This window comes from Devosia sp. (assembly GCF_014860165.1).
Taxonomy (GTDB): Bacteria; Pseudomonadota; Alphaproteobacteria; order Rhizobiales; family Devosiaceae; genus Devosia.
Genome location: NZ_JACZKG010000068.1, coordinates 13,326 through 38,980 on the forward strand (window position 1 = coordinate 13,326; position 25,655 = coordinate 38,980).

31 protein-coding genes are annotated in these 25,655 nt (G+C 64.0%); 15 read left to right on the plus strand and 16 right to left on the minus strand.

From position 1 onward, the window contains the following. The first annotated feature begins 72 nt into the window (after positions 1-72). The 9 genes from IH615_RS16540 to panC all read left to right on the plus strand — a co-directional run bounded on the left by IH615_RS16540 (position 73) and on the right by panC (position 7,988). Complete coding sequence (locus IH615_RS16540; RefSeq protein ID WP_291363508.1) at positions 73-2,235, plus strand: PBP1A family penicillin-binding protein; 2,163 nt, start codon at positions 73-75, stop codon at positions 2,233-2,235. A gap of 40 nt (positions 2,236-2,275) precedes the next feature. Beyond that, positions 2,276-2,524 carry a type II toxin-antitoxin system RelE/ParE family toxin gene (locus IH615_RS16545; protein WP_366485243.1) on the plus strand — a complete coding sequence of 83 codons (249 nt, stop codon included), beginning with the start codon at positions 2,276-2,278 and terminating at the stop codon, positions 2,522-2,524. 12 nt (positions 2,525-2,536) lie between these two features. Next, complete coding sequence (locus tag IH615_RS16550; protein WP_291363511.1) at positions 2,537-2,866, plus strand: helix-turn-helix transcriptional regulator; 330 nt, start codon at positions 2,537-2,539, stop codon at positions 2,864-2,866. A 92-nt stretch (positions 2,867-2,958) separates the two neighbouring features. Further along, positions 2,959-3,531, plus strand: a complete 573-nt coding sequence (locus tag IH615_RS16555; RefSeq protein ID WP_291363512.1) for a DUF1214 domain-containing protein — start codon at positions 2,959-2,961, stop codon at positions 3,529-3,531. Beyond that, complete coding sequence (locus tag IH615_RS16560) at positions 3,528-4,073, plus strand: hypothetical protein (RefSeq protein WP_291363513.1); 546 nt, start codon at positions 3,528-3,530, stop codon at positions 4,071-4,073. The genes IH615_RS16555 and IH615_RS16560 overlap by 4 nt, the downstream gene beginning before the upstream one ends. A 299-nt stretch (positions 4,074-4,372) precedes the next feature. Continuing rightward, positions 4,373-5,179 (plus strand): 3-methyl-2-oxobutanoate hydroxymethyltransferase, encoded by an 807-nt coding sequence (gene panB / locus IH615_RS16565; protein ID WP_291363515.1) that lies wholly within the window; start codon positions 4,373-4,375, stop codon positions 5,177-5,179. Further along, positions 5,172-5,942: a type III pantothenate kinase gene (locus IH615_RS16570; protein WP_291363517.1), complete on the plus strand. Its 771-nt coding sequence runs from the start codon at positions 5,172-5,174 to the stop codon at positions 5,940-5,942. Before panB ends, IH615_RS16570 begins: the two co-directional genes overlap by 8 nt. Beyond that, positions 5,935-7,146 (plus strand): bifunctional phosphopantothenoylcysteine decarboxylase/phosphopantothenate--cysteine ligase CoaBC, encoded by a 1,212-nt coding sequence (gene coaBC / locus IH615_RS16575; RefSeq protein WP_291363519.1) that lies wholly within the window; start codon positions 5,935-5,937, stop codon positions 7,144-7,146. The genes IH615_RS16570 and coaBC overlap by 8 nt, the downstream gene beginning before the upstream one ends. Continuing rightward, on the plus strand, positions 7,143-7,988 hold the full coding sequence (panC, locus tag IH615_RS16580; RefSeq protein ID WP_291363521.1) for a pantoate--beta-alanine ligase: 846 nt from the start codon (positions 7,143-7,145) through the stop codon (positions 7,986-7,988). Before coaBC ends, panC begins: the two co-directional genes overlap by 4 nt. A gap of 415 nt (positions 7,989-8,403) precedes the next feature. On the opposite strand, the gene IH615_RS16585 is transcribed toward panC, so the two are convergent. Next, positions 8,404-8,946 carry an EF-hand domain-containing protein gene (locus tag IH615_RS16585; RefSeq protein ID WP_291363523.1) on the minus strand — a complete coding sequence of 181 codons (543 nt, stop codon included), beginning with the start codon at positions 8,944-8,946 and terminating at the stop codon, positions 8,404-8,406. 54 nt (positions 8,947-9,000) lie between these two features. On the opposite strand from IH615_RS16585, the gene IH615_RS16590 reads away from it, so the two are divergent. After that, positions 9,001-9,126 (plus strand): hypothetical protein, encoded by a 126-nt coding sequence (locus tag IH615_RS16590; RefSeq protein ID WP_291363525.1) that lies wholly within the window; start codon positions 9,001-9,003, stop codon positions 9,124-9,126. A gap of 177 nt (positions 9,127-9,303) precedes the next feature. On the opposite strand, the gene IH615_RS16595 is transcribed toward IH615_RS16590, so the two are convergent. Then, positions 9,304-10,116, minus strand: coding sequence for a hypothetical protein (locus IH615_RS16595; RefSeq protein ID WP_291363527.1), 813 nt, complete (start codon positions 10,114-10,116; stop codon positions 9,304-9,306). Between the two features lie 361 nt (positions 10,117-10,477). Between IH615_RS16595 and IH615_RS16600 the strand changes: the two genes are divergently transcribed. After that, complete coding sequence (locus IH615_RS16600) at positions 10,478-11,626, plus strand: DUF2336 domain-containing protein (protein ID WP_291363529.1); 1,149 nt, start codon at positions 10,478-10,480, stop codon at positions 11,624-11,626. A 40-nt stretch (positions 11,627-11,666) separates the two neighbouring features. Here IH615_RS16600 and IH615_RS16605 read toward each other — a convergent pair whose 3' ends face one another. The 3 genes from IH615_RS16605 to IH615_RS16615 are packed head-to-tail and all read right to left on the minus strand — an operon-like array spanning position 11,667 to position 14,881. Further along, on the minus strand, positions 11,667-11,999 hold the full coding sequence (locus tag IH615_RS16605) for a DUF1491 family protein (RefSeq protein WP_291363531.1): 333 nt from the start codon (positions 11,997-11,999) through the stop codon (positions 11,667-11,669). Beyond that, positions 12,000-13,109 (minus strand): peptidoglycan-binding domain-containing protein, encoded by a 1,110-nt coding sequence (locus IH615_RS16610; RefSeq protein ID WP_291363533.1) that lies wholly within the window; start codon positions 13,107-13,109, stop codon positions 12,000-12,002. After that, on the minus strand, positions 13,106-14,881 hold the full coding sequence (locus IH615_RS16615; protein WP_291363535.1) for a PAS domain-containing sensor histidine kinase: 1,776 nt from the start codon (positions 14,879-14,881) through the stop codon (positions 13,106-13,108). The genes IH615_RS16610 and IH615_RS16615 overlap by 4 nt, the downstream gene beginning before the upstream one ends. A gap of 376 nt (positions 14,882-15,257) precedes the next feature. Between IH615_RS16615 and IH615_RS16620 the strand changes: the two genes are divergently transcribed. The 4 genes from IH615_RS16620 (at position 15,258) to IH615_RS16635 (ending at position 17,025) form a co-directional block, all read left to right on the plus strand. Next, entirely contained in the window at positions 15,258-15,551 is a 294-nt protein-coding gene (locus tag IH615_RS16620) for a hypothetical protein (RefSeq protein ID WP_291363537.1), read from the plus strand. A 322-nt stretch (positions 15,552-15,873) separates the two neighbouring features. Continuing rightward, a complete protein-coding gene (locus IH615_RS16625) occupies positions 15,874-16,083 on the plus strand; it encodes a cold-shock protein (RefSeq protein ID WP_291363539.1) in 210 nt (69 codons plus the stop codon). A gap of 104 nt (positions 16,084-16,187) precedes the next feature. Beyond that, positions 16,188-16,529, plus strand: coding sequence for a hypothetical protein (locus tag IH615_RS16630; protein ID WP_291363541.1), 342 nt, complete (start codon positions 16,188-16,190; stop codon positions 16,527-16,529). Positions 16,530-16,599: 70 nt separating this feature from the next. Then, positions 16,600-17,025 (plus strand): SufE family protein, encoded by a 426-nt coding sequence (locus IH615_RS16635; RefSeq protein ID WP_291363543.1) that lies wholly within the window; start codon positions 16,600-16,602, stop codon positions 17,023-17,025. 1 nt (position 17,026) lies between these two features. On the opposite strand, the gene IH615_RS16640 is transcribed toward IH615_RS16635, so the two are convergent. The 11 genes from IH615_RS16640 to mbhE form a co-directional block, all read right to left on the minus strand. Next, positions 17,027-18,100: an acyltransferase gene (locus tag IH615_RS16640; protein WP_291363545.1), complete on the minus strand. Its 1,074-nt coding sequence runs from the start codon at positions 18,098-18,100 to the stop codon at positions 17,027-17,029. Between the two features lie 42 nt (positions 18,101-18,142). Beyond that, complete coding sequence (locus IH615_RS16645; protein WP_291363547.1) at positions 18,143-18,649, minus strand: DUF6456 domain-containing protein; 507 nt, start codon at positions 18,647-18,649, stop codon at positions 18,143-18,145. Continuing rightward, on the minus strand, positions 18,642-19,004 hold the full coding sequence (locus tag IH615_RS16650) for a helix-turn-helix domain-containing protein (protein WP_291363549.1): 363 nt from the start codon (positions 19,002-19,004) through the stop codon (positions 18,642-18,644). The genes IH615_RS16645 and IH615_RS16650 overlap by 8 nt, the downstream gene beginning before the upstream one ends. A gap of 168 nt (positions 19,005-19,172) precedes the next feature. Continuing rightward, positions 19,173-19,595, minus strand: a complete 423-nt coding sequence (locus tag IH615_RS16655; RefSeq protein ID WP_291363551.1) for a MucR family transcriptional regulator — start codon at positions 19,593-19,595, stop codon at positions 19,173-19,175. A 127-nt stretch (positions 19,596-19,722) separates the two neighbouring features. Beyond that, positions 19,723-20,076, minus strand: a complete 354-nt coding sequence (gene mnhG / locus IH615_RS16660; RefSeq protein WP_291363553.1) for a monovalent cation/H(+) antiporter subunit G — start codon at positions 20,074-20,076, stop codon at positions 19,723-19,725. Next, complete coding sequence (locus IH615_RS16665) at positions 20,073-20,372, minus strand: cation:proton antiporter (RefSeq protein WP_291363555.1); 300 nt, start codon at positions 20,370-20,372, stop codon at positions 20,073-20,075. Before IH615_RS16665 ends, mnhG begins: the two co-directional genes overlap by 4 nt. Further along, positions 20,369-20,848 (minus strand): Na+/H+ antiporter subunit E, encoded by a 480-nt coding sequence (locus tag IH615_RS16670; protein WP_291363558.1) that lies wholly within the window; start codon positions 20,846-20,848, stop codon positions 20,369-20,371. Before IH615_RS16670 ends, IH615_RS16665 begins: the two co-directional genes overlap by 4 nt. Then, positions 20,845-22,404 (minus strand): proton-conducting transporter membrane subunit, encoded by a 1,560-nt coding sequence (locus IH615_RS16675; RefSeq protein WP_291363560.1) that lies wholly within the window; start codon positions 22,402-22,404, stop codon positions 20,845-20,847. The genes IH615_RS16670 and IH615_RS16675 overlap by 4 nt, the downstream gene beginning before the upstream one ends. Before the next feature lies 1 nt (position 22,405). Next, the gene (locus IH615_RS16680; protein ID WP_291363563.1) at positions 22,406-22,783 is read right to left on the minus strand and encodes a Na+/H+ antiporter subunit C; all 378 of its coding nucleotides are present in this window, start codon (positions 22,781-22,783) and stop codon (positions 22,406-22,408) included. After that, positions 22,783-23,208: a Na+/H+ antiporter subunit B gene (locus tag IH615_RS16685; protein WP_291363565.1), complete on the minus strand. Its 426-nt coding sequence runs from the start codon at positions 23,206-23,208 to the stop codon at positions 22,783-22,785. The genes IH615_RS16680 and IH615_RS16685 overlap by 1 nt, the downstream gene beginning before the upstream one ends. Next, positions 23,205-25,589, minus strand: a complete 2,385-nt coding sequence (mbhE, locus tag IH615_RS16690) for a hydrogen gas-evolving membrane-bound hydrogenase subunit E (RefSeq protein WP_291363567.1) — start codon at positions 25,587-25,589, stop codon at positions 23,205-23,207. Before mbhE ends, IH615_RS16685 begins: the two co-directional genes overlap by 4 nt. Positions 25,590-25,655 lie beyond the last annotated feature (66 nt).

Below are 25,655 nucleotides of genomic sequence, written 5' to 3' on the forward strand. Positions count from 1 at the left end.
AATCATATTCCAGCGATTGTGTTGCGTTGATCGCCACATGCGGACAAGAGTCCGTGAATCCGAGGACGTTTGGTGCAGGATCCGTTCTATACCAAGGAAAAGCGCAAGAAATCGGGCGGCATGCTTGCCGCCGATGCGTGGCTCGATTCCTCGCTCTATGAATTCTGGCATGCGCTGGGCCGCGCCTATACGCGCTTCCAGGATTTCATGAGCATCTTCCACGTCGCCGGCATCCGCCGCTTCCTCGTGGAAATCCTCAGCGACGGCTTCTCGTTTTTCGCCATCGGCTGCGTGCTGATGACGGCTCTGGCTTTGCCCGCCTTCGACGCCACCGCCTCGGGCGAGTATAACAAGGCCGAAGACTATTCCGTTGTTTTCCTTGATCGTTTCGGCACCGAGATCGGCCGCCGCGGCATCCGCTCGGACGATTCGGTCGCCCTCGACGACATGCCGGACTACCTGCTCAAGGCCACCCTCGCCACCGAGGACCGGCGCTTCTACGAGCATTTCGGCATCGACGTGGTCGGCACATTGCGCGCTCTGATGAGCAATGCCCAGGGCGACAATTCCACCCAGGGCGGCTCCTCGATCACCCAGCAGCTGGCCAAAAACCTGTTCCTCAGCTCGGAGCGAACCCTCGAGCGCAAGATCATCGAGGCGTTCCTGGCCGTCTGGCTGGAGTGGCACTACAGCAAGGACGAGATCCTCAAGCTCTATTTCGATCGCGCCTATATGGGCGGCGGCAATTTCGGCGTGGTGGCAGCCTCCGACTACTATTTCGGCAAGAAGGTGCAGGACATCAACCTGGCCGAGGCCGCCATGCTGTCGGGCCTGTTCAAGGCCCCTACCCGCTATGCGCCGCATGTCGACCTCGCCGCCGCCCGTGGCCGCGCCAATCTGGTGCTCTCCAACATGGTGGCCGCCGGCTTCCTCACCGAGGGCCAGGTCACCGCGGCCCGGCGTCATCCTGCCACCCCGATCAGCCGGGCGGCCGATGCCAATTCGCCCAACTATTTCCTCGACTGGGCCTTCGAGCAGTCCAAGCTGCTGATCGAGCAACAGGCGCATGCGACCAACAATTTCGTGGTGCGCACCACCATCGATACGACCCTGCAGAAATATGCCGAAGAGGCCGTGATCTCGACCGTGCTCGAACAGGGCGAGCGGTACGACGTCACTCAGGCGGCCATGGTGGTCACCGACACGTCTGGCGCCATCCGCGCCATGGTCGGCGGCATGGACTATGGCAAGAGCCAGTTCAACCGGGCCATCGTCTCCACCCGCCAGCCCGGCTCGGCCTACAAGATTTTCGTCTATTCCGAGGCCCTCGAGCAGCTCGGCCTGACGCCATCGGATATGATCACCGATCGCCCGGTCTGCATCGGCGACTGGTGCCCGCAGAATTACGGCCGCAGCTACAAGGGCACAGTGACCCTGGCCTCGGCTTTGGCCCAGTCGCTCAACACTGTGCCGGTCACGCTCTCGATCAAGACGGGCCGCGATACCATTGCCGCGCTCAGCCACCGCATGGGCCTGCAGGCCGATTACCCGGTCACCCGCTCGCTGGCCCTCGGCGTGGCCTCGGTGTCGGTGCTCGACATGACCTCGTCCTACGCGGTGCTGGCCAATCAGGGCTACAAGACCCCGGCCTATGGCATCACCCGCATGACCACGCTCAATGGCGAGCAGGTATTTGAGATCGATCCCGATGCACCGCGCGAGCGCGTGCTCAGCGAGACCACCGTCGCCAACATGAATTTCATGCTGCGTGGCGTCATCACCGGGGGCACTGGCCGCCGCGCTGACGTGCCCGGCGTCCCCGTGGCCGGCAAGACCGGCACCACCTCGTCCTACCGCGACGCCTGGTTCTGTGGCTACACCGGCAATTACGTCGCCGCCGTCTGGTTTGGTAATGACGACTACCACCCGACCAACAACCTGACAGGCGGCACGCTGCCCGCCATCGCCTGGCAGAAATTCATGGCCTATGCCCATACCAATATCGACATCAAACCGGTCTTCGGTGTCGATTTCGTCATCGAGCCGCCCATCGTGGCCGAGGCCGATCCAGAAGCCCTGCCCGAAGAAGTCATCCAGCGCCCGCCCAGCCTGACGCCCGGGGCCGCCCGCAAGCTCGTCGACCTCGCCGACCGCTTCGCGGCCACGCTAGAGGCGGCCGAACTGCCTTTGGATCAGGCCAGCGTGCCGGTGACAGATGAGAGGCCCGCCTTGTAGTCGTTGACTACAATGTAGCTTTCAACTACGTTCGATCCTCATGAAGCCGATAACGTTCAAGCCATCGGCTTCCAGAGCGCTTCGCCGAATGCCGGCGAACACGGCCCAGCGGATCGTCGGCAAGATTGAAGCTTACGCGGCGGACCCAGCTTCGCAGCGGAACAACGTCAAGGCGCTCAAGGGTACCGCGGCGATCCGACTACGTGTCGGCGACCGGCGGGTCATCATTCTGGATGGCGTGGTGCTCGACATCCTCGATATCGGGCCGCGTGGCGGCATCTATGACTGAATGGAGGTTCCGATGAACGAGATGATCACCATTACCCGTGCGGAGTACGACCGCCTGCGGGAAGCGGCAGAGAACCTTGCCGATTTCGAGGCCTATTCGCGAGCTATGGCGGCTAACGAGGAGTCCATTCCGGCCGCGGCGGTCAAGCGCATGATTGGCGGAGAGAGCCCCGTACGGGTCTATCGCGAGTTGAGGGAAATGACACAGACCGCGCTGGCGAAGGTATCGGGGGTCAACCGCGTACAAATCGCCGATATCGAGGCAGGTCGCAGCAAGGGCTCCATCGAGACCATGCGCAAGTTGGCCGAGGCCCTTCGCTTGACCATCGACGATCTCGTTTGATCCTCCGGCCAACCTTGCTACAAGCGAGGCAGCCACTCCGCGCGCAGGTCTCGCCGCCCATGCCGTCCTTTGCCTCTCCGAGCTGCTAGACCGTGCGTTTCGTCTTCTATCTCCTCATGATGATCGCAGTGGCGCTCGGGGTCGGTTTCGGCCTCAGCTACTACGCGTTGACCGACGGGCGCCTGTTCGGCGTGGCCCAGGTCGGCCCATGGCATGCCTGGCCCGATGTCGGCGCCCATACGCCCAATCCCTATACGCGCGGCCATCTCGCCCGCACCGCCGCCTTCGAGCTGGGCCAGTCCGAGGGGCTGGAATTCATTGCCGCCATAGATAGCGACGGCGAGCCGCTGACCCGCGACTGCGCCTACCGCATCGAGGGCAAGACGCCGCTGGCGACCTTCTGGACGCTGGTGGCGGTCGATGAGGACGGCATCAATGTCGCCGCGCCCGATGTCGCCGCCGCCATGCGCAGCAGCGGCATTGCCCGGGCCGATGATGGCTCCATCATCATCAATGTCGGCACAAGCCTGTTGCCGCAAGACTGGCTGGAACTGACCGGTGAGGGACCGTTCAAACTGGTGCTGACCCTCTATGACACGGCCGCCTTTTCCGGCTTCTCCAGCGATGCCTCGATGCCATCGATCATCCGGGGGGATTGCGCATGATCCGCCCCCTGCTCTGGATTCTGGGTGGCCTGGTGCTGGGTGGCATCATCCACATCATCGTCATCCTCACGCTGCCTGCGCTGGCCGAGCAGTCCGTCTGGAGCCGGGTGGCGTCGCTTGAAGCCGACAATCGCATGGCCATCCTGCCGCCCGTGGTGGCCGGCGAGCCCAATCCGCTCGGCCTTGATCCGGAGCTGGTCTATGGCCTGTGCCGGGTCGATCTCGCCAATGGCCCGGCCTATGTGAGCGGCGTGCTGCCCGATGCTTTCTGGTCGGTCGCACTGTTCAATCCGGCGGGCATCGTCACCTATTCGACCACCAACCGCGACGGCATCGGCCAGACGGTCGAGCTGGGCATCTTCAACGCCGCCCAGACGCGCCTCTTGGCCCAGCAGCAACTCGATATCGCCGAAGGGCTGCTCGTGGTGGAATCGGCCAGCGACAAGCTCCTGATCCTGGTCCGCCTCGCCCCACCCCACCGCGCCATGCGGGTGCGCTTCGAGCAGGAATTATCGGAAGTGGAGTGCGGCACGCGGGGGTGAGGCGTGCCATATCTGGTGTGGGGTGGAGAGCAGACTGCCTGACCAAAGCAGACGTCCAAAGATTGTCATGTTCCAGGCCACGAGCCTGAGCGGACAGCAAGTCCCTGCCCTGCGGAAGCGCTGCGCCGAGGTGTCTTGTCGAGACGTCGTGCTCGGGATTGATTGGTCAACGCCTGCGAACAGTTTGGCTTTCAAACCCAAATTGAACTATTTGACACTTGCGCGACGTGCCGTCCGCACGCATGGAAATGCCGGCCAAGCCCACCCGGGGCCGCGTAATGATCAAAAGAGGACGGCTGGTGTCCGCGACGACAGATAACAAACGCCTCACGACACGCGACATCCATGCGCTCCGCCGCAGCGGCGAGAAGATCGCCATGTTGACGGCCTATGACCATGTCACCGCCGCGCTGGTGGACCAGGCCGGCGTCGAAATCATCCTGGTCGGGGACAGCCTGGGCAATGTGGTGCTCGGCTACGAGACAACGCTCCCGGTGACGCTGGACGACATGATTCGCCATGCCGGGGCGGTCTATCGTGGCACCACAAGGGCCATGGTGGTGTGCGACTTGCCCTTCGGCACGGCAAAAGATCCCGAGACGGCCTTGGGCAGTGCCATCGCCGTGCTGCAGCAGACCGGTTGCCAGGCGGTCAAGATCGAGGGCGGCGGGGCGGCTGCGCCGATCGTGGCGCGACTGGTGGAGCAGGGCATCCCGGTGATGGCGCATATCGGGCTGACACCCCAGGCGGTGCATCAGCTCGGGGGCTATTATCGCCATGGCAAGGACGCGCCAGCGGCTCAGGAACTGATCGCGGCGGCACGCGAGCTGCAAAAGGCTGGGGCATTCGCCATCGTGCTCGAATTCATCGTGCCCGAAGTCGCGGCGGAAATAACCCAGATGCTGGATATACCCACGATCGGCATCGGATCGGGGCCCGATTGTGCCGGGCAGGTTCTGGTGATCAACGATCTGATCGGGCTCAATGTCGGCCCGGTGCCTGGTTTCGCCAAGCCCAAAGCGGATGTCGCCGGCATAATCCGACAGGCCGTCGGTGAATATGTCGCCGAAGTTAAGGCGCATCCGAAGGAACCGTCCATTGGCTGAACACTGGCTGCTGCTCGATATCGGCAATACCCACACCGTCGCCGGACTGTTCCAGCCCGATGGACAGAGGATCGCCGAGGTGCGGTTCCGCACCGATCCGCAATGCACTGCGGACGAATACCGCATGCAATTGCGCCAACTGTTCAGCGACACCCTGGGGCAGAACGTCTGGGAAATGGCGGACCGCGCCATTCTGTCCACCGTCGTGCCAGCGCTCGAGGCCACCGTCACCAAGGCCTGTGACGCCGTGCCGGTGCTGTCCGTCAATGCCCGGCTGAAGCGTGATTTCGAACTCGACCTGCCGCATCCCGAACAGCTCGGCGCCGACCGGCTCTGCAACGTCGCGGGCGCGTTGAGCCTGGTCAAGGCGCCGATGCTCATCGTCGATGCCGGGACAGCCACCACATTCTGCCTCGTCGATGTCAGACAGGCCTATATCGGCGGCGCCATCGTGCCGGGATTGGACACGAGCTGGCGGGCCCTGCAGGCGCGGGCGGCCAAACTCTTCTCGGTTGAGCTGATCCGGCCAGACAATGCCGTCGGCAACACTACCGAACTGCAAATCCAGAGCGGCGTGCTGCAGGGCTACGAGGCGCTGATCGAGGGCATGGCCGACCGGCTGCTGCGCGATGCCGGCTTCGCAGAGGCCACGCTGATCGCCACGGGCGGCTGCACAAGACTGATTCGCCTCTCCGACCGTTTCCGTATGGAGCCGGACCTGACGCTTCTGGGCCTCTTCCGCTATGGGCAGCTGAATGGCTAGCAACATCCTCATCGCCGTCACCGGCAGCATCTCGGCCTACAAGATTGCCGATGTGGTCTCCGAACTGGGCAAGCGCGGGCATCAGGTGCAATGCATCCTGAGTGAAAGTGCGGCACAGTTCGTGACGCCATTGGTTCTGGAAACGTTGAGCGGGCGACCGGTCAAATCCGCCTTGTTCGGGCCCGGCGTATCGGGGACCGAGCATATCGACCTGGCGCGCTGGGCCGATGTCTTCGTCGTGGCGCCAGCCACCGCCAATGTCTTGGCCAAGCTGGCCCTTGGGCTGGCCGATGACCTGCTGACCACGGTGGCACTGGCAACCACCGCCCCCATGCTGATCGCGCCCGCGATGAACACGGTGATGTGGGACCACCCTGCCACCCGGCAGAATCTGAAGACGCTGGTGGATCGGGGCGCCGCCGTGATCGACCCGGCGGCAGGCACCTTGGCCTGTGGTGAGGTCGGCGTTGGCAAGCTGGCACCAGTGGCCGCCATCGTCGAGGCGATCGAGGCGGCGGTCGTGGTGCCGAATCGGGACCTGACCGGGGTCAAGGTCCTGATTACAGCCGGCCCGACGACGAGCCCGATCGACGCAGTGCGCTATATCACCAACCATTCGACCGGCCGCATGGGCGCCGCCATGGCCGAGGAAGCGCTGCGGCGCGGTGCCGAGGTGCGCTATGTGCTGGGCGTGGACAAGGGTGTGGTTCGTCCAGTGGTGCCCAAGGGCAGCGCCGACCGGCTGACGCTGGTCGAGGTGCGGACCGCCGAAGAGATGGCAGCGGCAGCGCTGGGTTTCCTGCCCGACGTCAACGGAGTTATCGCAACCGCCGCCGTACTGGATTATCGCGTAGCCAACCCGGCCACGAGCAAGCTGAAGCGGGCGGCGGAGGCCACTGTCCTGGACATGGTCCCGTCGGTCGATGTGCTGGGCTCCCTGCGGGCTGCAGCCACCGACCAGTGGTTCCTGGGTTTTGCCGCGGAAACCGACAATGTCGAAGCCAATGGCCGCGGCAAGCTCGAGAGCAAAGGGCTCGATTTCCTGTTCGCCAATCCGGTCGCACGGGTCGGCGAGACCAGTGAAACCGGCTTTTCGGTGCCGACCAATGCCGGCACCTTGCTGCGTCGCGACGGCGACGCGGTCAGCCTGCCTGTCATGAGCAAGGCCGAACTGGCGCGGCGCCTGTGGGATCTGATCGTATGACTGTCATATTGCGAACAGTGGGTGAAGTGCGGGCCTGGCGCGGCGCGTTGCCCGCGGGTCGGACGGTTGGCTTCGTGCCGACCATGGGCGCGCTGCATGCCGGCCATATCAGCCTCATGGCACTGGCAAAGAGCCGCGCGGCGGTGACCATTGCCAGCATTTTCGTCAATCCGCTGCAGTTCGGGCCCAATGAGGATCTGGCGAAGTATCCGCGGCCGATCGAGAAGGACCTGGCCTTGCTCGAAGCCGCCGGTGTCGATGCACTGTTCTTGCCCGAAGTGGCCGATCTCTATCCCGAGGGTGCATCAACCTTCGTGGTCGAGGAGAGCGTATCCGGGCCCATGTGCGGCGCGGCACGGCCTGGGCATTTCCGCGGTGTGACCACGGTCGTGCTCAAGCTGTTCAACATCGTGCAGCCTGATCTGGCTGTCTTCGGGCAGAAGGACGCGCAGCAATGCGCCGTGATCGAGCGGATGGTGCGTGATCTCGTTATCCCGATCGAAATCGTGCGTGGACCGATTGTCCGGGAGTCGGATGGCTTGGCGCTGAGTTCGCGCAATGTCTATCTCAGCCCCGAGGACCGTGCGGCGGCACCCCTGATCCATACCAGCCTGCAAGCTGTGAAAGCGGCATTCGATGCGGGCCAGCACGATGCCGGTGCCCTCGCGGCGATTGGTCGGGCCGTTCTGGGCCAAGATCCGAGGTTCACGGTACAGTATTGGGACGTCCGCGATCCAAAGAGCCTGGCCGTCATCGACAATGTTGGAAGAGGCGGCGCGCTACTCGCCGTCGCGGCCTATCTCGGAACCACAAGGCTGATCGACAATATCGTCGTGAGCTAGTCCGGCGCCAGCAGTGAACAGTTGGTGGTCGAGACCTCGCAAATCCTTGTCCAGCGGAGATCACTCTTTGGTGCATGCCTAACTGGCGGCTGGCATGTCGCTAAAGCCGGAGACACTCCCATTGGTGGCCAAGGCAGCGACGGTGGCTAGCCGACATGGGCTCAGGAGGGCATTGCGGAGGTAGAGCTCGGAGGGCTCAACGTCATCCATGGCCCGGACTTGTGCTCGGGGGCCTTGGCCGAGGTGATCGCCACTTTCGAGCCAAGGAGTATTACCACGAGATGACGGCGGCGGAGTTTGCGGACGAGGCCGAAAAAACTGGGACGACTTAACTATCGTGGACTCACCCCAGGCGGTGCTTGCCGGCACGATCCAGAGTGGTTGTGCGGTAATGGTGTGTGCGTGGTTTGCCTTCCTAATTCCAGTTCTGGCGCCGATGTTCCCAAGGCGACACCTTGCCATCCGCATCGGCATCAGCCGCTTCGTGATGAGCCTGCGCAGCGCCGAGGAATTCTTCCTTGGAGACCTTGCCGTCGCCGTCGGGATCCATGCCGGCAAAGCGCTCTTCCTTGGCCTGCTGCATTGCCGCCTGACGGTCGGGATTGTAGCCCATCTGCGGCCCCATCCGGACGGTCATGTACTCCTCCACGGTCACGAACCCATCGTCGTCGGCGTCCATGGCGGTGAAGACCTCGTCGGCCGCCGAGGCGGCTTCCTCGGCGCTGATGACGCCGTCCTCGTTGACATCGACCATGGTGTAACGGCCACGGCCGGGCTGACCCATCATGCCCTGGCCAAAACCGTAGCCGGGTCCCGTCATCATGCCTGGACCAAAGCCATAGCCGGGCATCGTGCCGTAACCTGGGCCGAAGCCATAGCCGACCTGCGCGAGAACCGGGGAGCCGGCTAGCGCCGACGCCACCAGGGCGGCGGTTCCGATTGCGAAGATGCGTCTCATGTCTATCTTCCTTATGTTGATAGACACCTCTTGTAGGGGGCGGGAGCCAGGTAGGTGTTGATGCAGGTCAATTCACCGGCGGCGGCACTGCTCTCCTTCTCGACCGGCGAGAACTGCCATCCCGCAATCTTCAGCGGGCCGCCAGCTTTCAGGGAATCGAAAAGCGACCTGAATGGCTGAAATGGGGTCGAAGCAGCCGCTCCGCAGACGGCACCATTGCGCCCACCCGCCAGCCCGCCCAGCGGGTCGCTGTCACCTATTCCGCCGAATAGCCACGATCGACAGCATTGCGGCCACCGCGATCGTCGCCCGCTGCGGTCCGGCGCTACGCTGTCCACCCCGGCCCCAAGTCCGCGGTTACTTCGGCAGCACGATTTCAGTGTCGCCCAGGTGCTGAAAGCGTGACGGTATCACGACCCCGCCGCCATTGTAGCCGGCGCCGGGGCTGGCGCAGAAGTCGCGGCGATTGGCCCGGTCCACATAGACCGACATGCGCCGCAGCGCCTCGTCCACCGCCAGCGACTGCTCGTGAGGAGTTTCCACCAGCAGGTTGTCGAGCGCGTAGCCGTAACTCGAATGGCGGTAATTGAGCGCCCGCACGAACCAGTCGATGAAGGCATCGTTCTCGTATCGCCGCGCGGCGACTTCCTCGCCGATCCGGGGCGCCAGGTCGTGACCGAGCGTGCCATAGGCAATGGCGCGCTGCCGGTCGATTTCGATCACCTTGCAGATGACAGCGAAGGTAGTGGGCAGGGTGTCGATATCGGCCGTGATGTGACGCCCGACGGTCGAGTAGCGGGTGCGCGAGGACGCGTATTCGGTCCGGCTCAGCCACTGGTAGTAGCGCTCGATGGTGAAGCTCTCGTCGCGCGGACGGACGATGCGGGTGCGCTGCAGTTCTACCGCGCTGTCGAATTGCCAATCCTTGGCATGGGCCGCGACGAGGAAACGCCAGACGCGATCATGCATCTCGTTTTCCTGGTCGGTCTTGTTGAAGCTCGAAACCGGCTCGCCACGGTTGGCAGCAATGAAGTCGCCGGCCGCCGGCATAGCCGTATCATGCGTCCAGCTTGGTGCGGCGCGGCCGAAATCGCCCACCGGGCGCGCCACGCAGCCGGCCAGCATGGCGGTCAGGGCCAGGGCCCCGGCCAGGCCAACAAACTTATCCACGCTTGCGCTTTGGCCGCGTAGGATCGAGCCTGGTATTTGGCGGCTGCGACGTCCCGCGCTCATAACGCACCCCGGTAAAAATCAGTATCTGGGCGTCGCCGGGCTTCGTCACTCTTGAGGTGACGGCTTTTCGCCGCTGATCGAATTTGACGAGCTTTCCCAAGCTGTCCTCCAGTTGCTCGCTCCCCCATTCCCATTGGAGGCCACGGTTCGCGTTGCAAATCGGTGGTGTGACGCCCTCGCACCCCTTGCTCATGACTGCATTAAGAGATCGTCAAGGTTAACAGTCTGCTAACGAATTGGCGGCAAGAGTGAATGCGCATCGAATGTGATGCGATTCCGAATAGACGGTTGCCCGGACATGCTTGGTTTTCAGCCTTACGAGACGTTTCAACTGCTCATTGAGACAGGCGGCGTCGACCGTACGAATACCCTGCTGATCGCGGCCTGCGATGCCTATGCGCGGCGCGGCAAGCCGACCCCTCCCGAAATGGAACAGTTCGAAGCCCTGGCCGGGCGGCTCTTCCCTATTGCCGGACCGCAGGCCCGCGCCAAGGGCGCAGCCATTCTCGGGCGGGCCGAAATGCTCTCCCCTGCCCTTGAGCAGCTGGTGGTCGACAATATCGGCGAGGACCTCAACGGCTTCCTCGCTGGCGCGACCGAACTCTCCGAGCCCACCATGCTCGAGATCATCGCTCGCTATGACGTGCCGGGCGCGGCCACCATCGCGGCGCGCGACGACCTCAGCAATGTCGTGCTGGCCAAGCTGTTCCAGATGAATTCGCGCAAGGTTTACCGGGCCCTGGCGTCCAACCTCGCCATCGTGCCGCGCGGCGCCTATCTCAGCGCCCTGGCCCGTTCGGCCCAGATGGACCACCTGGTCGCCGAGTCGCTGGCCAAGCGCAGCGACTTCGATGCCGCCCTGCTGGCCCCGGCCTTCTTTGACCTGTCCGATGTCGATCGCGTCAAGGTCATCCAGGCCTTTGCCCATCGCGAGACGCCCAAGGCGCCGATCAGCAAGACCATCGAGCAACTCACTGTCGCCAATCAGGAACTGACCAAGGCGCTGATGAAGCTGTTCTCCGAAAACCGCCGCCCCGAGGTCACGCGCCTGTTGTCCCAGATCACCGGGCTCGACGAAGTGCGCTGCGGGCAGATTGCGCATGATGTGACCGGCGCTTCGCTCTTTGTCATCCTGCGCGCCTTTGGGTGCTCGGCCTATGACGGGCTCAAGGTGCTGATCCATGCCACCAGCCATGACAGCGAGCGCTCGCGGGCGCTGGCCGATTTTGCCACGCTGTTTGGCAATGTCTCTCCGGAATCAATGGCTTACCTGATGAGCGCCTGGCGCGGCGAGGTGAACCTGCTCGAGCTCAACAAGCCCGAATACAAGCCCTTCACCGAGACCAGCCGCCGTACGCCGAGCAACACGCTGGCTCCGGCGCACAACCCGGTGGTCGACCAGGCGATCGAAGCATTGGCGCGTATCGGCGCGCGGCGTGCCGGCTGATTGCCGCAAGATTTCTTGAAGTTTGCTTGAAGCTTGCCTGCTAGATGACTTCGATGCCGAGGTCATCGCCGCGCAGGTCGATGCTCAGGACCCACAGGTCGGGATCGAACTCGACTTCGCGGGCGATGCGGTCGGTGACCTTGGCCGGCTCGACATGATCAAAGCGGCGCTGGAAGACCAGGCTGGCATCGTCCTTGCGGCTGGCCATCGGGGCCGGCGTGAACAGCGAGCGCGTGCCATCGAGGTGATCCACCTCGATGAACACCTGACCGGCAATGGGGTCGCCGCGCCGCGCCACCACGCACATGTGGCCCAGGTCGTTGTGGCGCCTGACGAAGACCCCGCACCATAGATCGCTGCGAAGCGTGCTCACCTAGATGGCGGCGCCAGCCTGGCGCAGCAGGTCGACGAGATCGGGCTTCACCTGGCCTGTCACTCGGTAGCTGTGAAAGTTCTCGAACTCCCGGATGGCCTTGGCGGTCGCATCGCCTGGATGGCCGTCGATCGAGCCGTGATAGAAGCCCAGGCTCGCCAGCCCCTGCTGGATGGTGCTGACCAGTTGCACATTGTTGGCCGGTGCCACCGTCGTCGCGGCCATGGGCTCGAGCGAGGCGACCTGCACCGGGGCCGGCATCTGCTGCGTCGAGGTCGGGGCCAGCGATAGGGCGGGAACGGGCTTCACGGCCGGTGCGGGCGGCGTGGTCCGGCCGCCATCGACGGCGGCCACAATGGAATCGATGGTCTGGGCGGCGGCATTGCCGATCGTGTCGACGGCTTCATCCACCGGCGACAATGTCGGCAAGCGCGCCACCACCCGATCGGGCTGCGGCGCCGGTTGCACGGCCGCCTGTGGCTGGGCGACAGGCTGCACCGCAACGGTCTGCTGGACGATCGGGGCCGGCTGGGCCACGGGCACCATGCCAGCTGCATCGGCCCGCAGGATCGCATCGATCACGTCGGGCGTCAGAGCGCCGGTCGGCTCGAGGCCATTGCGCTGCTCGAAGGCGCGAATCGCATTGGCGGTCATCGGGCCATAGAAGCCATCGACCGTGCCATTGAACAGGCCAAGCTCGGCCAGTTTCTTCTGCACGGCGAAGGCGTCGGTATTGCCGACTGGAGCCGTTGGAATTGCCGGCGGGACAGCGGCAACACTACCTGTCGTTTCCTGCGTCACATCAGGCGGCGGGGCGACGAGGACGGCGCTCTGACGCTCCGGCGCCGGCATGGGCTGGGGCGCGACCTCGTGCTGCACCACTGCAACATCCATGGCCGGGGCGAAGAACGGCGACGGATGCCGCGCCGTCTGGAAATAGAGGGCATTGCTGGCGGCCAGTGCCGTCAGCGTGACCAGCGCCAGCATGCCAGTGGAAGCCAGCGGCGCCCGCATGTAGCGTGAGAATAGCCACAAGCCGGCGCGGCCCAGCGAGGCTGCGACGGCGCTACCCGCCAGCAGAGGCAGGCGCGAAAGGGTGGTTGCGGTCATAGCGCTTTTCTTTTTTCGTCTTGCCATGAATGGATCTGAGCAGCGGCCGGTTCTTTGCGGAGTGGTGTGACCGAGGCAGTTTCCTCGGTCTTTGTTGCCGGACCGTTTATGGGCAGCAAAACAGTGACGGTTGTCCCCGCCCCAATTTCGGACATCGCCCGTAGCGTGCCCTGGTGCAGATCGACAAGACCCTTGACGATGGAGAGGCCGAGCCCCGTGCCCTCGTAGCGGCGCGACAGTCCGTCCTGCACCTGGAAGAAAGGCTCGCCGATTCGGGTCAGCGCCTCGGGCGCCATGCCGACGCCCTGGTCGCTGATCGACAGGTTGAGGCTCTGGCCCTGGCGCTTGAGGCTGACCGTCACCCGCCCGCCCGGATGGCTGAACTTGATGGCATTCGACAGCAGGTTGAGCAGGATCTGCCGGCAGGCACGTTCATCGGCGACCAGCAGGGGCAGATGGGGAGCAATTTCAGTGACCACCGTGACCTGCTGCTTGCTCGCCATGGCCTCCACCATGCCCAGGCAGGGCTCGATCATATCTTCGGCCACGAAGGGTTCGGTCTGCAATTCGAACTTGCCGGCCTCGAGCCTGGACATGTCGAGCAGCATGCGCACCACTTCGAGCAGATGCTTGCCGCTCTGGTGGATGAGGCCGGCATATTCGCGGTGCGTAGTCGACAGCTCGCCGCCAATGCCTGACGTCATCATTTCGGAGAAGCCGACCACGGCGTTGAGCGGTGTGCGCAGCTCGTGGCCGATGGTGGCGAGGAAGCGCGACTTGGCGGCCGAGGCTTCTTCGGCGGCGCGACGCGCCTCTGCCATGGCGATCTCGTTGTCCTTGCGGCTGGTGATGTCGCGGAACAGCGCCACCACTTCATGGCGCAGGCCGGCGGTCTCGGCGTCGAGCACCGGGGAAAGACTGACTTCCACCCAGATGAAGCGCGGGACACTGGTTGCCGAATGCGGATCGTCCTGGCGCATGCGCACTTCGATGGTGCGCGACTTGCCGCCCTGGTTGGCGTCGGCGAAGGCGGTCAGGTAGGCCGGGCGATCCAGCACATGCAGCCGCTCGCCCAGACCACCACCCGACAGTTCATAGCGGCGGCAGCCAAACAATTGCTCGGACGAATAGGAGGCCAGCAGGATTTCGCCGTCGCTGGAGAAGCGGATGACGCCATCCTGCACGTGTTCGATGAGGTGACGATAGGCGGTGACCTGCGCCTTGTCGTGGACTTCGTAGGCGGTGTTGATGCGGTTGGCCGTGTGCGCCACCACGCAGACGCTGACCACGAAGGCGGCGAAGGCCGTGGCCATCAACGCGGCCGCGCCGACAGGAATTGCAGGGATCGAAACGGCTGTCGCGAGGCCCGCAATCGCCAGCAAGCCGGCGAGCAGTAGCCAGCTCTGGCGCCGCAATTCCCGGCGGCCAACAAGCGATGCCATGATCGGCGCCATGGCGGCGATGGCGAGCCCTGTGTCGCCAAGCCGACTATCGGCCAGCGTCAAAAGACAGCCGAGAATCAGCAGGACATAGACCTGCCCGGCCGCCGCGGCTTCGAACAGCTTGCGCTGATGCAGCGACAGGGTGGTCATGCCGCCAGCCAGACCCAGGGCGGCGACGGCAAAGGGGAAGGCCGTGCCTGTCACCAGGCCGTATACCGCGAACGGCATGGCCAGGGCACTGAGCAGGATGAGGATGCGGGCATTGTTGGCGAGCGTCTTGCGGCGCAGCATTTCCGGGCGGTGGCCGGTGCCGGCAACGGCCAGGGACATCTCTTTGCTTGCGCCAAAAGAGAACAGCCTACGCATTACGCATTACTCACTATCACGACGCCAGCAGTCATAGATGCCAGGGAAGACACGGGGTTATCCCGGGAGCACCATTCGCGCCTGAATGGCTTCAGGTCTTGTTGCCCTCACCCTGGGTCCAAGAGTTGAAGGCGAGCTTAAATCCCATCGCTGGCAGAGCCTTAAGGGTAAGCTGGGCTGGCCTTTCTCGGGTTAGCGTAAACAAGGTGTTGCCCTGCCGAAGACCGGTTCGGGCATTTGTCTCAAATTTTACAGAAATGTCCCAGCCGCGCTTAAGGGGGCCAGCCTAGTCTGGGCAAATGCAGGTCGACAGGCATCTGCAAAGGTCTTGGAAGAAGCTATGTTTCTGGTCGTTCGCTCCGTTTTCTGGCTGACAGTCGCCTATATGGTGATCAAGCCCGGCGTCGACATCGCCGATGCCCAGCGGCTTTCGAGCGAAGCGATGGCGGCTGGCCAGCAGGTCATTTCCGAACAGATCCAGGCTATCGAATGCGACAGTTTTCAATGCGTAGGCGGCAAGGCTGTCATTGCCGCCGCGCTCCAGTCTTCCCCGCCCGTCGGCACACCCATGCATGAGTCACCGACGATTGTTTCGGCCCCGATCCCCCGACCTCGGCCGGACTGGGCGGGATAGCGGAGGCCCACCCCGGGCCCCGAACCAGACCCCAGGGACCGCGTCACTTCCCCAAGCGACGCACTCCAGCGATCCCTGGCCCTAGCCGCAGGCACGCTGCCCCGTGCTTGCGGCTTTTTCTTTCGATCGACCCGCGCCTTGCTATCGACACGATAAGCGCCTACATACTCGCCATACGTTTGAGCTACATGGCTATCTGATCCCCGGTTTACCGGTCTTCGTTACCCCCTGTTTTTGAGAGCGTTTAGGCCTGCCCGGCATGTTGCCAGGCAGCAATGATGCTTTCCGGCTTTTGCTGGGGCACGATACGAAAGATACCGCCATGATCACCGGCACCGTAAAATTCTTCAATTCCACCAAGGGCTTCGGCTTCATCTCGCCCGAAGACGGCAGCAAGGACGCTTTCGTCCATGTGTCGGCTGTCGAGCGTTCGGGCCTGCAGGGCCTGTATGAAGGCGACAAGGTTACCTATGAGCTCGAGACCGGCCGTGACGGCAAGGCCTCGGCTGCGAACCTGACGCTCGTCAAGTAAAGACCTGTGCCGGGCCCGCTTCGGCGGGCTCGGCCACCGCTTCGCGCCGTTGGCGGAAGCATAGACAAGGCCCCGTGGCACAGCCCGGGCCATCAGAGACATCAATGACATTTCCAGACTTCAACGCTCGCGCCGAGCTTTATCTCGGCAGCGACCGTAATACTGCAATCGCGCAGGGCGCGCGCCGCTTTGCCAGCGCCGCCCAAGCCATCCGTTTCGCCTTCGAAGAAGCGGCCCCCGTCAGCCTCCATGGCGCCATGCTCAAGGTCGACGACGCCACCTATGCGGGCGACGACCTCGCCGCGCTCTATCGCAGCGCCGCCTTCCCACTGCCACGCCGGCAGGACATCAAGCGCGCCCGGGCACGCCGCGCCGCCCACCGCCACAACTGGTCGCCTGCACAGGCCCACACTGCGCCGGTCCGGCAACACGCGGCCATGGCCTGACGGTCAACGACCGGAGCGGCGGACAATGCCGCTCTGGTAATGGCGTCGTGCTTTGACTAGATAGTCGGGCATGAACGAGCCCCAAGCCTTCCAGGACATTGCCGAAAACCTCTCCTTTCTCGACGATTGGGAAGACCGGCTGAACTACCTCATCGAGCTCGGACAGGCCCTGCCTGACATGCCGGAGGTCGACAAGACCGCCGAGAACAAGGTCAAGGGCTGCGTGTCCAATGTCTGGCTGGTGTCCAGCGCGGACCGCTCCAGCGGCGCGGCTGTCATGAGCTTCCGGGGCCAGTCCGACGCCATCATCACCAAGGGCCTGGTGGCCGTGCTGCTGGCGCTCTATTCGGGCCGGCCGGCGTCCGAGATTGCCGAGACCGACGCTATCGCCTGGTTTAAGGAGATCGGCCTGAGCGAGCATCTGGGCATGCAGCGCTCCAACGGTCTGGTGGCGATGGTCAACCGCATTCGCTCCGAAGCCAAGGCGCTGAGCTGAGCTATTCGGCTGCGGCCTGGGCGGCCGCGGCTGGCCGACGGCCGCCGAACACGCTATTGGCAAGACCCAGGACCGGCCGCTCGACGAAGCGGTAGACAAGCAGCCCCGCCACGGTGCCGCCGATGATCGACGCCAGGGCGACGACATAGTCCGCCCAGATATCGGCTGGGTTCAGCAACGTGAACGCCAATCCGGCCAGGACCGCCACTTCGTAGATGTGGACGAGATAGATCGAATAGGACGCATCGCCGATCTGCTCGAGCAGGGCGACGCGCGGCAGGCTGCGCTCGAAACGCACGGCCAGCAGCACCAGCACCGTGGCAAACACCACAAACCCGGCAAAGGCAAAGCCGTCCTCGACGAAACTGCCGCGGTCGACCGCAAAGCCCTCGGCCAGGCCGAGCATGGCCAGGACCAGCGCAACAGCGACGCCAGCCCGGGAGAGCGCGCCGGCCTGACCGCTCAACGTCGCCAGCCCCAGCCAGGCCCCAGCGCAGAAGGCCAGGGGCATGAAGCTGGTATAGAATTGCGGGATGGCCGCCTGCGGCTGCAGCAGCGCGCCAAGAGCGGCCAGCGCCGTGAACGCCACCGTCAGCCATATCACGCGCGCCCTGGCGCCCAGGAAGGCCAGCAAGGCGAAGCAGACGTAAAAGAAGACTTCGTAATTGAGCGTCCAGCCGAGCTTGTAGAGCGGATGGATGCCGCCGCTTGCCGGATTGTAGAAGGGGATGAAGAGCAGCGACGACAGGAGCTGGCCGGTGTCATAGACCGTGGTCTTGAACAAATGCGGCGCCAGCAGCGCCAGGGCCGCGGCAAGCACGGTCGCCCCCCAATACATTGGCACGATGCGGATGAAGCGACGGCGCAGGAAGCCGACGGCGGAGAAGCGGCCCTCCCCCGTCACCACCACCATGATGAAGCCGGAAATGACGAAGAACAGGATGACGCCGAGCCAGCCCAGCCGGCCAAAGGCCAGGTCGCGCTCGAGCAGCGGATAGAGCAGCGCATGCGAGGCCAGCACCAGGACGGCAGCCAGCCCGCGCAAGTATTGAATCGAGATGAACTTGTGCTGCATGCTGTCGTTCTACCACGACAGACATGCAGCAATTGTTACCAATCAGCCTGCACTTGCCGCGTCCTCTGCAATCAGGGGCAGGCGCTCCTCCAACCAGTGGCGGGTGCCGGTGCCAGAACCCGTGGCCTGCGCGGACAGGCCGAACTGGCTGGCCAGTTGGTCGAGGCCGATGCGGAGCACCAGCTTGGCGCTGCGCCGGGGCCAGCGTCGCTCGGTCTCGATCAGTTGCAGGCCCTTGCCCAGGCCGCAGACATCGAAAAGGACGCCCCAGCAATCGGCCGGCAGCGCCGAGGCGATCCGGCTGAGCCGCAGCCGCGCGTCCGCCGCGCCGTCCGAGGCGGTTTCGACGCCATTGCCTGACCTGGCCCGACCGCCGACATTGGCGAGATCATAGGACATGGTGACTCGCGGGGCGAGTTGCGCCCACCGCACCAGTTGCTCGAGGCGTTGGGCCGCCGCAAGGTGATGGGGGGCGAGAAAGGCCGGTCCGGCGCCGTCGCGGTTGCCTGCCAGCCGGGACAGCACATCGTCGTCGCGCGTGCTAGCCATGGGTCCCTGCCCCCGCCTGGATCTGCCGCTCAAGCGCGCTGACTTCGTCATCGAATTGCGGGTTGTCGCGCAGGTCTTCGATCAGAGCACAGGCGTATGAGACAGTTGTCCTATCCCGCCCGAATATTTCGCCGATCTCCGTCAGGGTGCGACCGAGAATGACATGGGACAGGTACATTGCCAGTTGCCGGGCCCGCGCGACGGGCGCCCGATGACGGCGGCGAGTCGTAAACATCTGCAACGGGACATTTTTCTGCCGCGCTACCAGCGCGATGACCTGGTCGCAGGGACCGGTCGCCGTCGGCCGCCGGCGGGCGGGCCGATATGCTCCAAGGGTGGAGGGAGAGTCGTGCATCTGCGGGCCTCATCACGTACAAGGAATTTATTCCTAGATACTGCGATGAGTAAAGCCCGACGGGGATAAGTGGGGTGCACAAAATCAAACGGCCGCCTCACGGCGACCGTTTGATCTCATTTGTCGCCGGGGCCCGGATGGGCGCGACGTCTCGTAGCGGAAGAAGCGTCAGGCGGCCTTGCGACCCAGGCCATTGTCCTTGGCCAGCTTGGAGCGGGTGGCCGAGTAGTTGGGGGCAACCATCGGATAGTCGGCCGGCAGGCCCCATTTCTCGCGGTATTCTTCCGGCGAGAGATTGTAGTGGGTGCGAAGGTGGCGCTTGAGCGACTTGAACTTCTTGCCGTCTTCGAGGCAGATGATGTAGTCGGCAGCGACGGACTTGCGCACAGGCACTGCAGGCTTGAGTTCCTCAACGGGAACCTGGACCTCGTTGTTCTGCAGAGAGCGCAGAGCCCCGTGAACGTCGGCGATAAGCTTGGGCAAATCGGTGACGTTTACGGAATTGTGGCTCACATAGGCTGAGACGATTTCGGTGCTGAGCTCGATCAGGTCGTGCTCGTAACCGTTCGCCGCGCCGGCGGTGTCACTCATTTTTCAACCTTTCATTGTTCTTATTGGGCCGCAACGGTGTGTAGTCACGGCCATGATTCATTCCTATGTCTGTTTAATGCTGTCCGCAACCCAAAATGGTTCGATTAACATGCTACAATAGGGGCAATCATGCGTCAGGATTTTGGCCGGTTTTAGACTTGAGTTCATCGACGACCATATTCATGTGCAATTGATCAGTGGTGCGATAACTTGCCCTTGCTAAGAGATGAGCCGCAACGGGCGTGGTGAGCAAAAGAAATACAAAGCCGACTATTGCCCGCAGCGCCACGCCGACATCGCCGCTCACCACTGCAACCGCGATCAGCACCAGTCCGGCGCCCACCGGACCCGCCTTGGAGGCGGCATGCATCCGGGTGAAGAGATCAGGCAGGCGCACGACGCCGATGGCGGCGATCAGGCTGAACACAGCCCCCAGCAGAAGCAGCCCGCAACCCGCATAGATGGTGATAGCGGCAATCATGGGGCTTCACCGCGGGGATTGGGCCGGCGGGTCAGCACGTAGCGCGCCAAGGCGATGGTGGCGAGAAAACCGAGCAGGGCCAGCGCGATGGCAATGTCGAGATAAAGCATCTGCCCGGTGCGAATAGCGAGTGCGCCGACGAAGCCCATGGCCACCACCGTCATCAAATCCAGCGCCAGCACTCGATCGGCGAGTGTGGGCCCGATGATGATGCGCACCACCGAGACCAGCAGCGCCAGTCCCAACAGGATCAGGGCAATCAGCGTCGTCCAGTGCAGGACATCAGCCGGTGTCATGCATAGACCTCCCGTACCTTGGCTTCAAAGCCGGCAGCGATATCGGCGATGAGGGCCTCGCGCGTACTGAGCGTCAGCGTGTGGACATAAAGCAGGCTGCGGTCTTCACTCACATCGACGCTCAGGGTTCCTGGCGTCAGCGTGATAAGGTTGGCCAGCAAGGTGATCTCGGCATCAGACTTGACGCTGAGGGGGAAAGCGATGATCGCCGGCCGCAGGACCGATTTCATGTCGGGCGTCAGCACCACGATTGCCACGCGCACCGCGCTGACGCCCAGTTCGTAGAGAAACAGCAGGGCCAGCGCCGTCACGCTGCGGACCTGGCGCAGGCGCCGGCCGCGGGCAAGGTTGCGGCGCAGCAGCAGCACAGCGACCGCGCCGATGCCGGCGCCCAGCAGCAGGTTCAGGCCGCTGAACGTGCCGGTCATGGCCGCCCAGATCAGCGCCAGAATAATGACGATCATCATCGGGTTCATGGCGAGCCTCCTGCCAGGCCAACAGCCGCAACATAGCGGGCGGGATCGAGCAGATCCGGTGCACCCAGGCGCAGGGCCTCGAACAGACCATTGGGCCAGAGGCCGGCCGCGACCACCACGGCCACAAGTGCCCCTGCCGCCCCGAAGCGAAGCCATTCGCCCTGGCGGGATGCGACCGCGGGGGCAACAGCACCCTCGGGCGCCGAGCGCCAGAAAATATGCGCCCAGAGGCGCGACCCGGCAATCAGCGTCAGAATGGCATTGAGGATCAGGGCCATCGCGACCAGCCCGCCCGACCAACCCGCTTCAGCCAGCCCCGCCTGCAGCAGCAGCAGCTTGGGCCAGAAGCCGAGAAAGGGCGGCACGCCCGCCGTTGCCAGGACCAGGGCGAAAAACAGCATGGAGACCGGCGCGCTCGCCGCATAGAGCCCGCCCATCCGGCGCGTGTCGGTCTCGCCGGTCTGGCGTTCGACGAGGCCGGCGACGAGGTAGAGCGCCGTCATGGTCAGAATGGCGTGGAACACGTAGAGCCCGGCGCCGCTGACGCCGGCCAGCGACGGAATGGCGATGCCTGCCAGCACCGAGCCGACGCCACCGATGACGAGGAAGCCGATGGCTCGCCGCAGATTGGTCTCGGCGATGGCGCCCAATGGGGCGATCAACAGCGTCGCCAGAGCAACGGCAACGAGCACCGGCTCGAGCAGATCGCGGCTGGCCGGCAGCAGCACGACCAGCGAGCGCAGCATGGCGTAAACACCGACCTTGGTGAGCAAGCCGGCGAACAGTGCCGAAATCACCGCCGGGGGCGTGTGATAGGCAGCCGGCAGCCAGGCATTGACCGGGAAGGCGGCGGCTTTCATGCCGAAGGCCAGCAGCAGTAGCGCCGCCACGCCCGCCATGGCCGCGGGGTTGGCTGATGGCGCCACGCGCAGGATATCGGCCATGTTGAGCGTGCCGAGCAGGCCATAGAGCAGGCCCAGCGCCAGCAGGAAGAAGGTGGTGGCGAGAAAATTGAGGAAGCCGTACTTGACCGCACCATCGAGCTGCGCTGGACTTCCGCCCAGCACGATCAGCCCAAACGAGGCGATCAGCATCACCTCGAACCAGACATAGAGATTGAACAGGTCACCTGTCAGGAACGAGCCGGTGACGCCCGCCAGCAGCAGCAACACCATCGAATGGAAGCCGTCGCGGCCATCGTCGGCGCCCCGCTCACCCTGCGCGTAGACCAGGACCGCCAAGGTCACGACCGCGGCAGCCAGCGCGAAGCCGGCACCAAAAATGTCGGCGGTGAAACTGATGCCGAATGGCGGCAACCACTTGCCCATGGTCATGGAAAGCGGGCCGCTGTCGAGCACGCGCAGCAGCAGGGTGACCTCGCAGGCGATGACGCCCACCAGGATGAGCAGCGAGAACATGAAGGTCAGCCGGCCGGAGCGGCGCAGCATCAGGGTGGCGGCAGCCCCCATCAGACACAGGACCAGCGGCAGCACGACCACCCAGTCAGCGGCGGCGGTCATGGTCTCGATCATGGCGGATGGCACCAGTTCCGCCATGTCAGTAGCTCAGCGGCGGGTTGGGCGCATCGACCGGCTCAGCCACGCGCATGGTGTCGGTATTGTCTGCATCGAGGCTTTGGTAGGCGCGGAATGCCAGCACAAGCAGGAAGCTGAACATGGCAAAGCCAATGACGATGGCGGTGAGGATCAGCGCCTGGGGCAGCGGGTTGGCAATGACCCCGTCAGGCTGGTCGAGCCCCGGCGGCACGATGGGTGCGGCCCCACGCGTCAGCCGGCCCGCCGTAAAGATCAGCAGGTTCACCCCGTTGCCCAGCACCACCAGCCCCAGCAGCATGCGGATGACCGAACGGGACAGCAGCAGGTAGACGCCCAGCGCCACAAAGCATCCTACGAGGGAGGCGAGTACGTATTCCATCAAAGGTCCTCCTCGCCCTCGCCTTCGAGCGCCAGCGCGATCGTCGCAATGGTGCCGAAAACCACCAGGTAGACCCCGATATCGAAGACCAGCGGCGTGGAGAGCGGCAAGGTGGTCTGCCCGAGTTCGAGATAGAGCCAGATGCTGGTCATGAATGGCGAGCCGGTAAACAGCGACAGCAGGCCGGAGAGGCCGGCGATGAACACGCCAAAGCCGGCAATGGCCAACGGGTCCAGACGCAGGGCGCGCCGCGCCGCCTCGGCACCGGTTGCCATACCCAGAATGGCGATAGCTGAGGCGGCAATGAGGCCGCCGATGAACCCGCCGCCGGGCTCATTGTGACCGCGCAGGCAGACATAGACCGAAAAGACCAGCATGATCGCGACGATCAACGGCGTGATGGTACGGAAGATGACCGTGTTCATGATGCCGCCTTTTGTGACCGCCGGGAAGTAGGAGCGGGTGGAACCGGTCGTTTTGGCCCACGACGCAACAAGGCCATGACGGCAATGCCGGCAGCCATCACCACCGAGATTTCCCCCAAGGTATCAAAGCCGCGATAATCGACCAGGATCACGTTGACGATATTGTGCCCATGGGCAATCGGCACGCTGGTGGCAGCGAACAGGTCCGACAGCCGCGTATCGAGCGTCCCCGATAGCACCACCATCAGGAACAGGCTGACACCGGCCCCGCAAACCAGCGCCAGCGTGCCGTCGCGGGCCAGGTCCTCAAGCTGCCGGTGATCGCGTTCGTCGAGCCGCAACCGGGTCATCACCAGCGCGAGGATCACCACCGACAGGATTTCCACCATGAACTGGGTGAAGGCGATATCCGGCGCACCCAAGAGCAGGAAGATGAGAGCCACGGCCGTGCCTTGAATGCCCAGGGCGACAATGGCCACAAGCCGGTTGGGGGCGAGCAACACCGCGCCGAGCCCAACCAGCGCCAGGGCGATGATGCCCCATTCGTAGAGCTGCAGATCCGGCCAACTCAGCTTGGCCGACCAGTCACCGAGCTCGGCGGTCGGCAGCAGCACGTCGTAACCGCCAAGCATCAGCACTGGCAGGATCAGCGCCAGCGCCAGCGCAGCGAACACCGTAACCAGGTAGACTTCGAGCCGGCCGTGATGCAGCAATCGGGTCACTGCACCCGAGAAACGGATCAGCCCGAACATCACGACATCGAACACGGTGTCGGCCGTCCAGCCAAGCGCCGCCTCGAAGCGCCGCGCCAGCGTGCGAACCGCCGCCGCCTGAAGATAGACGAGATAGCCCAGCACCCATGTGGCCACCGACAGCCAGAGCAGGACGCTTGCCGGATTGATCGCCAGCGACAGATGGCTGCTCACCGTCTCGCGCAGAATGGCCAGCGTACCGGGTTCGAGCAAAGTGTGGCCCAGCCAGTCGGGCATGACTCCGGCCACGATGCTGGCCGCTCCGAGAACGATGGGACCGACAAGCATGGCGATGGGCGCTTCATGCGCGGATTTCGGCGTCGGCAGAACCGGTCCGAGGAACGGCTTGACGAGCACCAGCATGGCCAGGCCAGCGAGCATGGCATTGCCCGCCAGGAGCACCGCCAGCACGGCAATGTCGGGCCACTGCCCGGTTACCAGTCCCAGATACATCTCTTCCTTGGCGAAATAGCCAAGCGTCAGCGGCAGACCGATCATTGTCAGGCTGGCCAGCGCAGCAGCGATGAAGGTCACCGGCATGCTGTCGGCGAGCCCCCCGAGCACCGTGATGTCGCGCGTGCCGGCCTCATGGTCGATGGCGCCGGCCACCATGAACAGGCCCGCCTTGTAGAGTGCGTGGGCCACGAAATAGAGCAGCATGGCAGCGATTGCCGCCTCGGTCCCCAGCCCGATCAACAGGACGGAGAGCCCCAGCGAGGCGATGGTGGACTGCGCCAGCATCTGCTTGAGGTCGGTCTGGCGTAGCGCACCGATGGCGCCCCACAGCAGCGTCGCGCCGCCTACGCAGACAAGGATCAGCGTCCATACCTGCGTGTCGCCAAGCCATGGCGTCGTCCGCGCCAGCAGATAGACACCGCCCTGCACCATGGTTGCAGAATGCAGAAATGCCGAAACCGGGGTCGGCGCTTCCATGGCGTTGGGCAGCCAGAAATGGAACGGCACCTGTGCCGACTTGGTGAAGGCTGCGGCGAGGAAAGCGGCGAGTACCAGGCCATAGAGGCCGCTGGCGCGAATCTCGTCACCCAGCGCGCTCATGTCCCAGACACCGGTGAGTTGATGCACCAGGATGGCGCCGACCAGCAGGCCCATGCCACCGATATTGGTGATGACCAGCGCCTGGATGGCGCCGCGACGGGACGCTTGCCTGGTATGATCAAAGCCGATCAGCAGGAACGAGGTGACCGAGGTCAGCTCCCAGAACATGAACAGCGCCAGCATGTTGTCTGCCAGAACCAGGCCCAGCATGGCACCCATGAAGGCCAGCAGGAACGCAAAGAACCGCCCTAGATGGGGGTGACCTTTGAGGTAGGCGCCGGAATAGAGCACGATCAGCGTGCCGATGCCGGAAATGGTGAGGGCAAAGGTCAGGCTCAGCCCATCGACGACGAAGGAGAGGTCGAGCCCGTAGGTCGGAATCCAGCCGATACGCGCCGATATCGCCCCGGTTGATATGACCGGTTCGACCATGGTCAGCAGCAGCAGGAACAGACCTGCGGGCACAAGTGCCAGCACCCAGCCGGCAAAGGGCCGGGCCGCGCGTTGAACCAGCGGCGCCAGCAAAGCGGCGACAAATGGCGCGATCGCCACCAGCGCTATGCTTGCATCCATGCCAGGCCCCAACTGCAATACTCCCCGCGCCGACTCTATGGCCGGACTGGCAAGACCTTAACGATT

Bases quoted from the DNA above. Each gene is read 5' to 3' on its own strand.
- IH615_RS16545 (WP_366485243.1), top strand. From the start codon at position 2,276: ATGAAGCCGATAACGTTCAAGCCATCGGCTTCCAGAGCGCTTCGCCGA.
- IH615_RS16550 (WP_291363511.1), top strand. From the start codon at position 2,537: ATGAACGAGATGATCACCATTACCCGTGCGGAGTACGACCGCCTGCGG.
- IH615_RS16560 (WP_291363513.1), top strand. From the start codon at position 3,528: ATGATCCGCCCCCTGCTCTGGATTCTGGGTGGCCTGGTGCTGGGTGGC.
- coaBC (WP_291363519.1), top strand. From the start codon at position 5,935: ATGGCTAGCAACATCCTCATCGCCGTCACCGGCAGCATCTCGGCCTAC.
- panC (WP_291363521.1), top strand. From the start codon at position 7,143: ATGACTGTCATATTGCGAACAGTGGGTGAAGTGCGGGCCTGGCGCGGC.
- IH615_RS16585 (WP_291363523.1), bottom strand. From the start codon at position 8,946: ATGAGACGCATCTTCGCAATCGGAACCGCCGCCCTGGTGGCGTCGGCG.
- IH615_RS16600 (WP_291363529.1), top strand. From the start codon at position 10,478: ATGCTTGGTTTTCAGCCTTACGAGACGTTTCAACTGCTCATTGAGACA.
- IH615_RS16610 (WP_291363533.1), bottom strand. From the start codon at position 13,109: ATGACCGCAACCACCCTTTCGCGCCTGCCTCTGCTGGCGGGTAGCGCC.
- IH615_RS16615 (WP_291363535.1), bottom strand. From the start codon at position 14,881: ATGTCCCTGGCCGTTGCCGGCACCGGCCACCGCCCGGAAATGCTGCGC.
- IH615_RS16620 (WP_291363537.1), top strand. From the start codon at position 15,258: ATGTTTCTGGTCGTTCGCTCCGTTTTCTGGCTGACAGTCGCCTATATG.
- IH615_RS16625 (WP_291363539.1), top strand. From the start codon at position 15,874: ATGATCACCGGCACCGTAAAATTCTTCAATTCCACCAAGGGCTTCGGC.
- IH615_RS16630 (WP_291363541.1), top strand. From the start codon at position 16,188: ATGACATTTCCAGACTTCAACGCTCGCGCCGAGCTTTATCTCGGCAGC.
- IH615_RS16635 (WP_291363543.1), top strand. From the start codon at position 16,600: ATGAACGAGCCCCAAGCCTTCCAGGACATTGCCGAAAACCTCTCCTTT.
- IH615_RS16640 (WP_291363545.1), bottom strand. From the start codon at position 18,100: ATGCAGCACAAGTTCATCTCGATTCAATACTTGCGCGGGCTGGCTGCC.
- IH615_RS16645 (WP_291363547.1), bottom strand. From the start codon at position 18,649: ATGGCTAGCACGCGCGACGACGATGTGCTGTCCCGGCTGGCAGGCAAC.
- IH615_RS16650 (WP_291363549.1), bottom strand. From the start codon at position 19,004: ATGCACGACTCTCCCTCCACCCTTGGAGCATATCGGCCCGCCCGCCGG.
- IH615_RS16655 (WP_291363551.1), bottom strand. From the start codon at position 19,595: ATGAGTGACACCGCCGGCGCGGCGAACGGTTACGAGCACGACCTGATC.
- mnhG (WP_291363553.1), bottom strand. From the start codon at position 20,076: ATGATTGCCGCTATCACCATCTATGCGGGTTGCGGGCTGCTTCTGCTG.
- IH615_RS16665 (WP_291363555.1), bottom strand. From the start codon at position 20,372: ATGACACCGGCTGATGTCCTGCACTGGACGACGCTGATTGCCCTGATC.
- IH615_RS16670 (WP_291363558.1), bottom strand. From the start codon at position 20,848: ATGAACCCGATGATGATCGTCATTATTCTGGCGCTGATCTGGGCGGCC.
- IH615_RS16675 (WP_291363560.1), bottom strand. From the start codon at position 22,404: ATGGCGGAACTGGTGCCATCCGCCATGATCGAGACCATGACCGCCGCC.
- IH615_RS16680 (WP_291363563.1), bottom strand. From the start codon at position 22,783: ATGGAATACGTACTCGCCTCCCTCGTAGGATGCTTTGTGGCGCTGGGC.
- IH615_RS16685 (WP_291363565.1), bottom strand. From the start codon at position 23,208: ATGAACACGGTCATCTTCCGTACCATCACGCCGTTGATCGTCGCGATC.
- mbhE (WP_291363567.1), bottom strand. From the start codon at position 25,589: ATGGATGCAAGCATAGCGCTGGTGGCGATCGCGCCATTTGTCGCCGCT.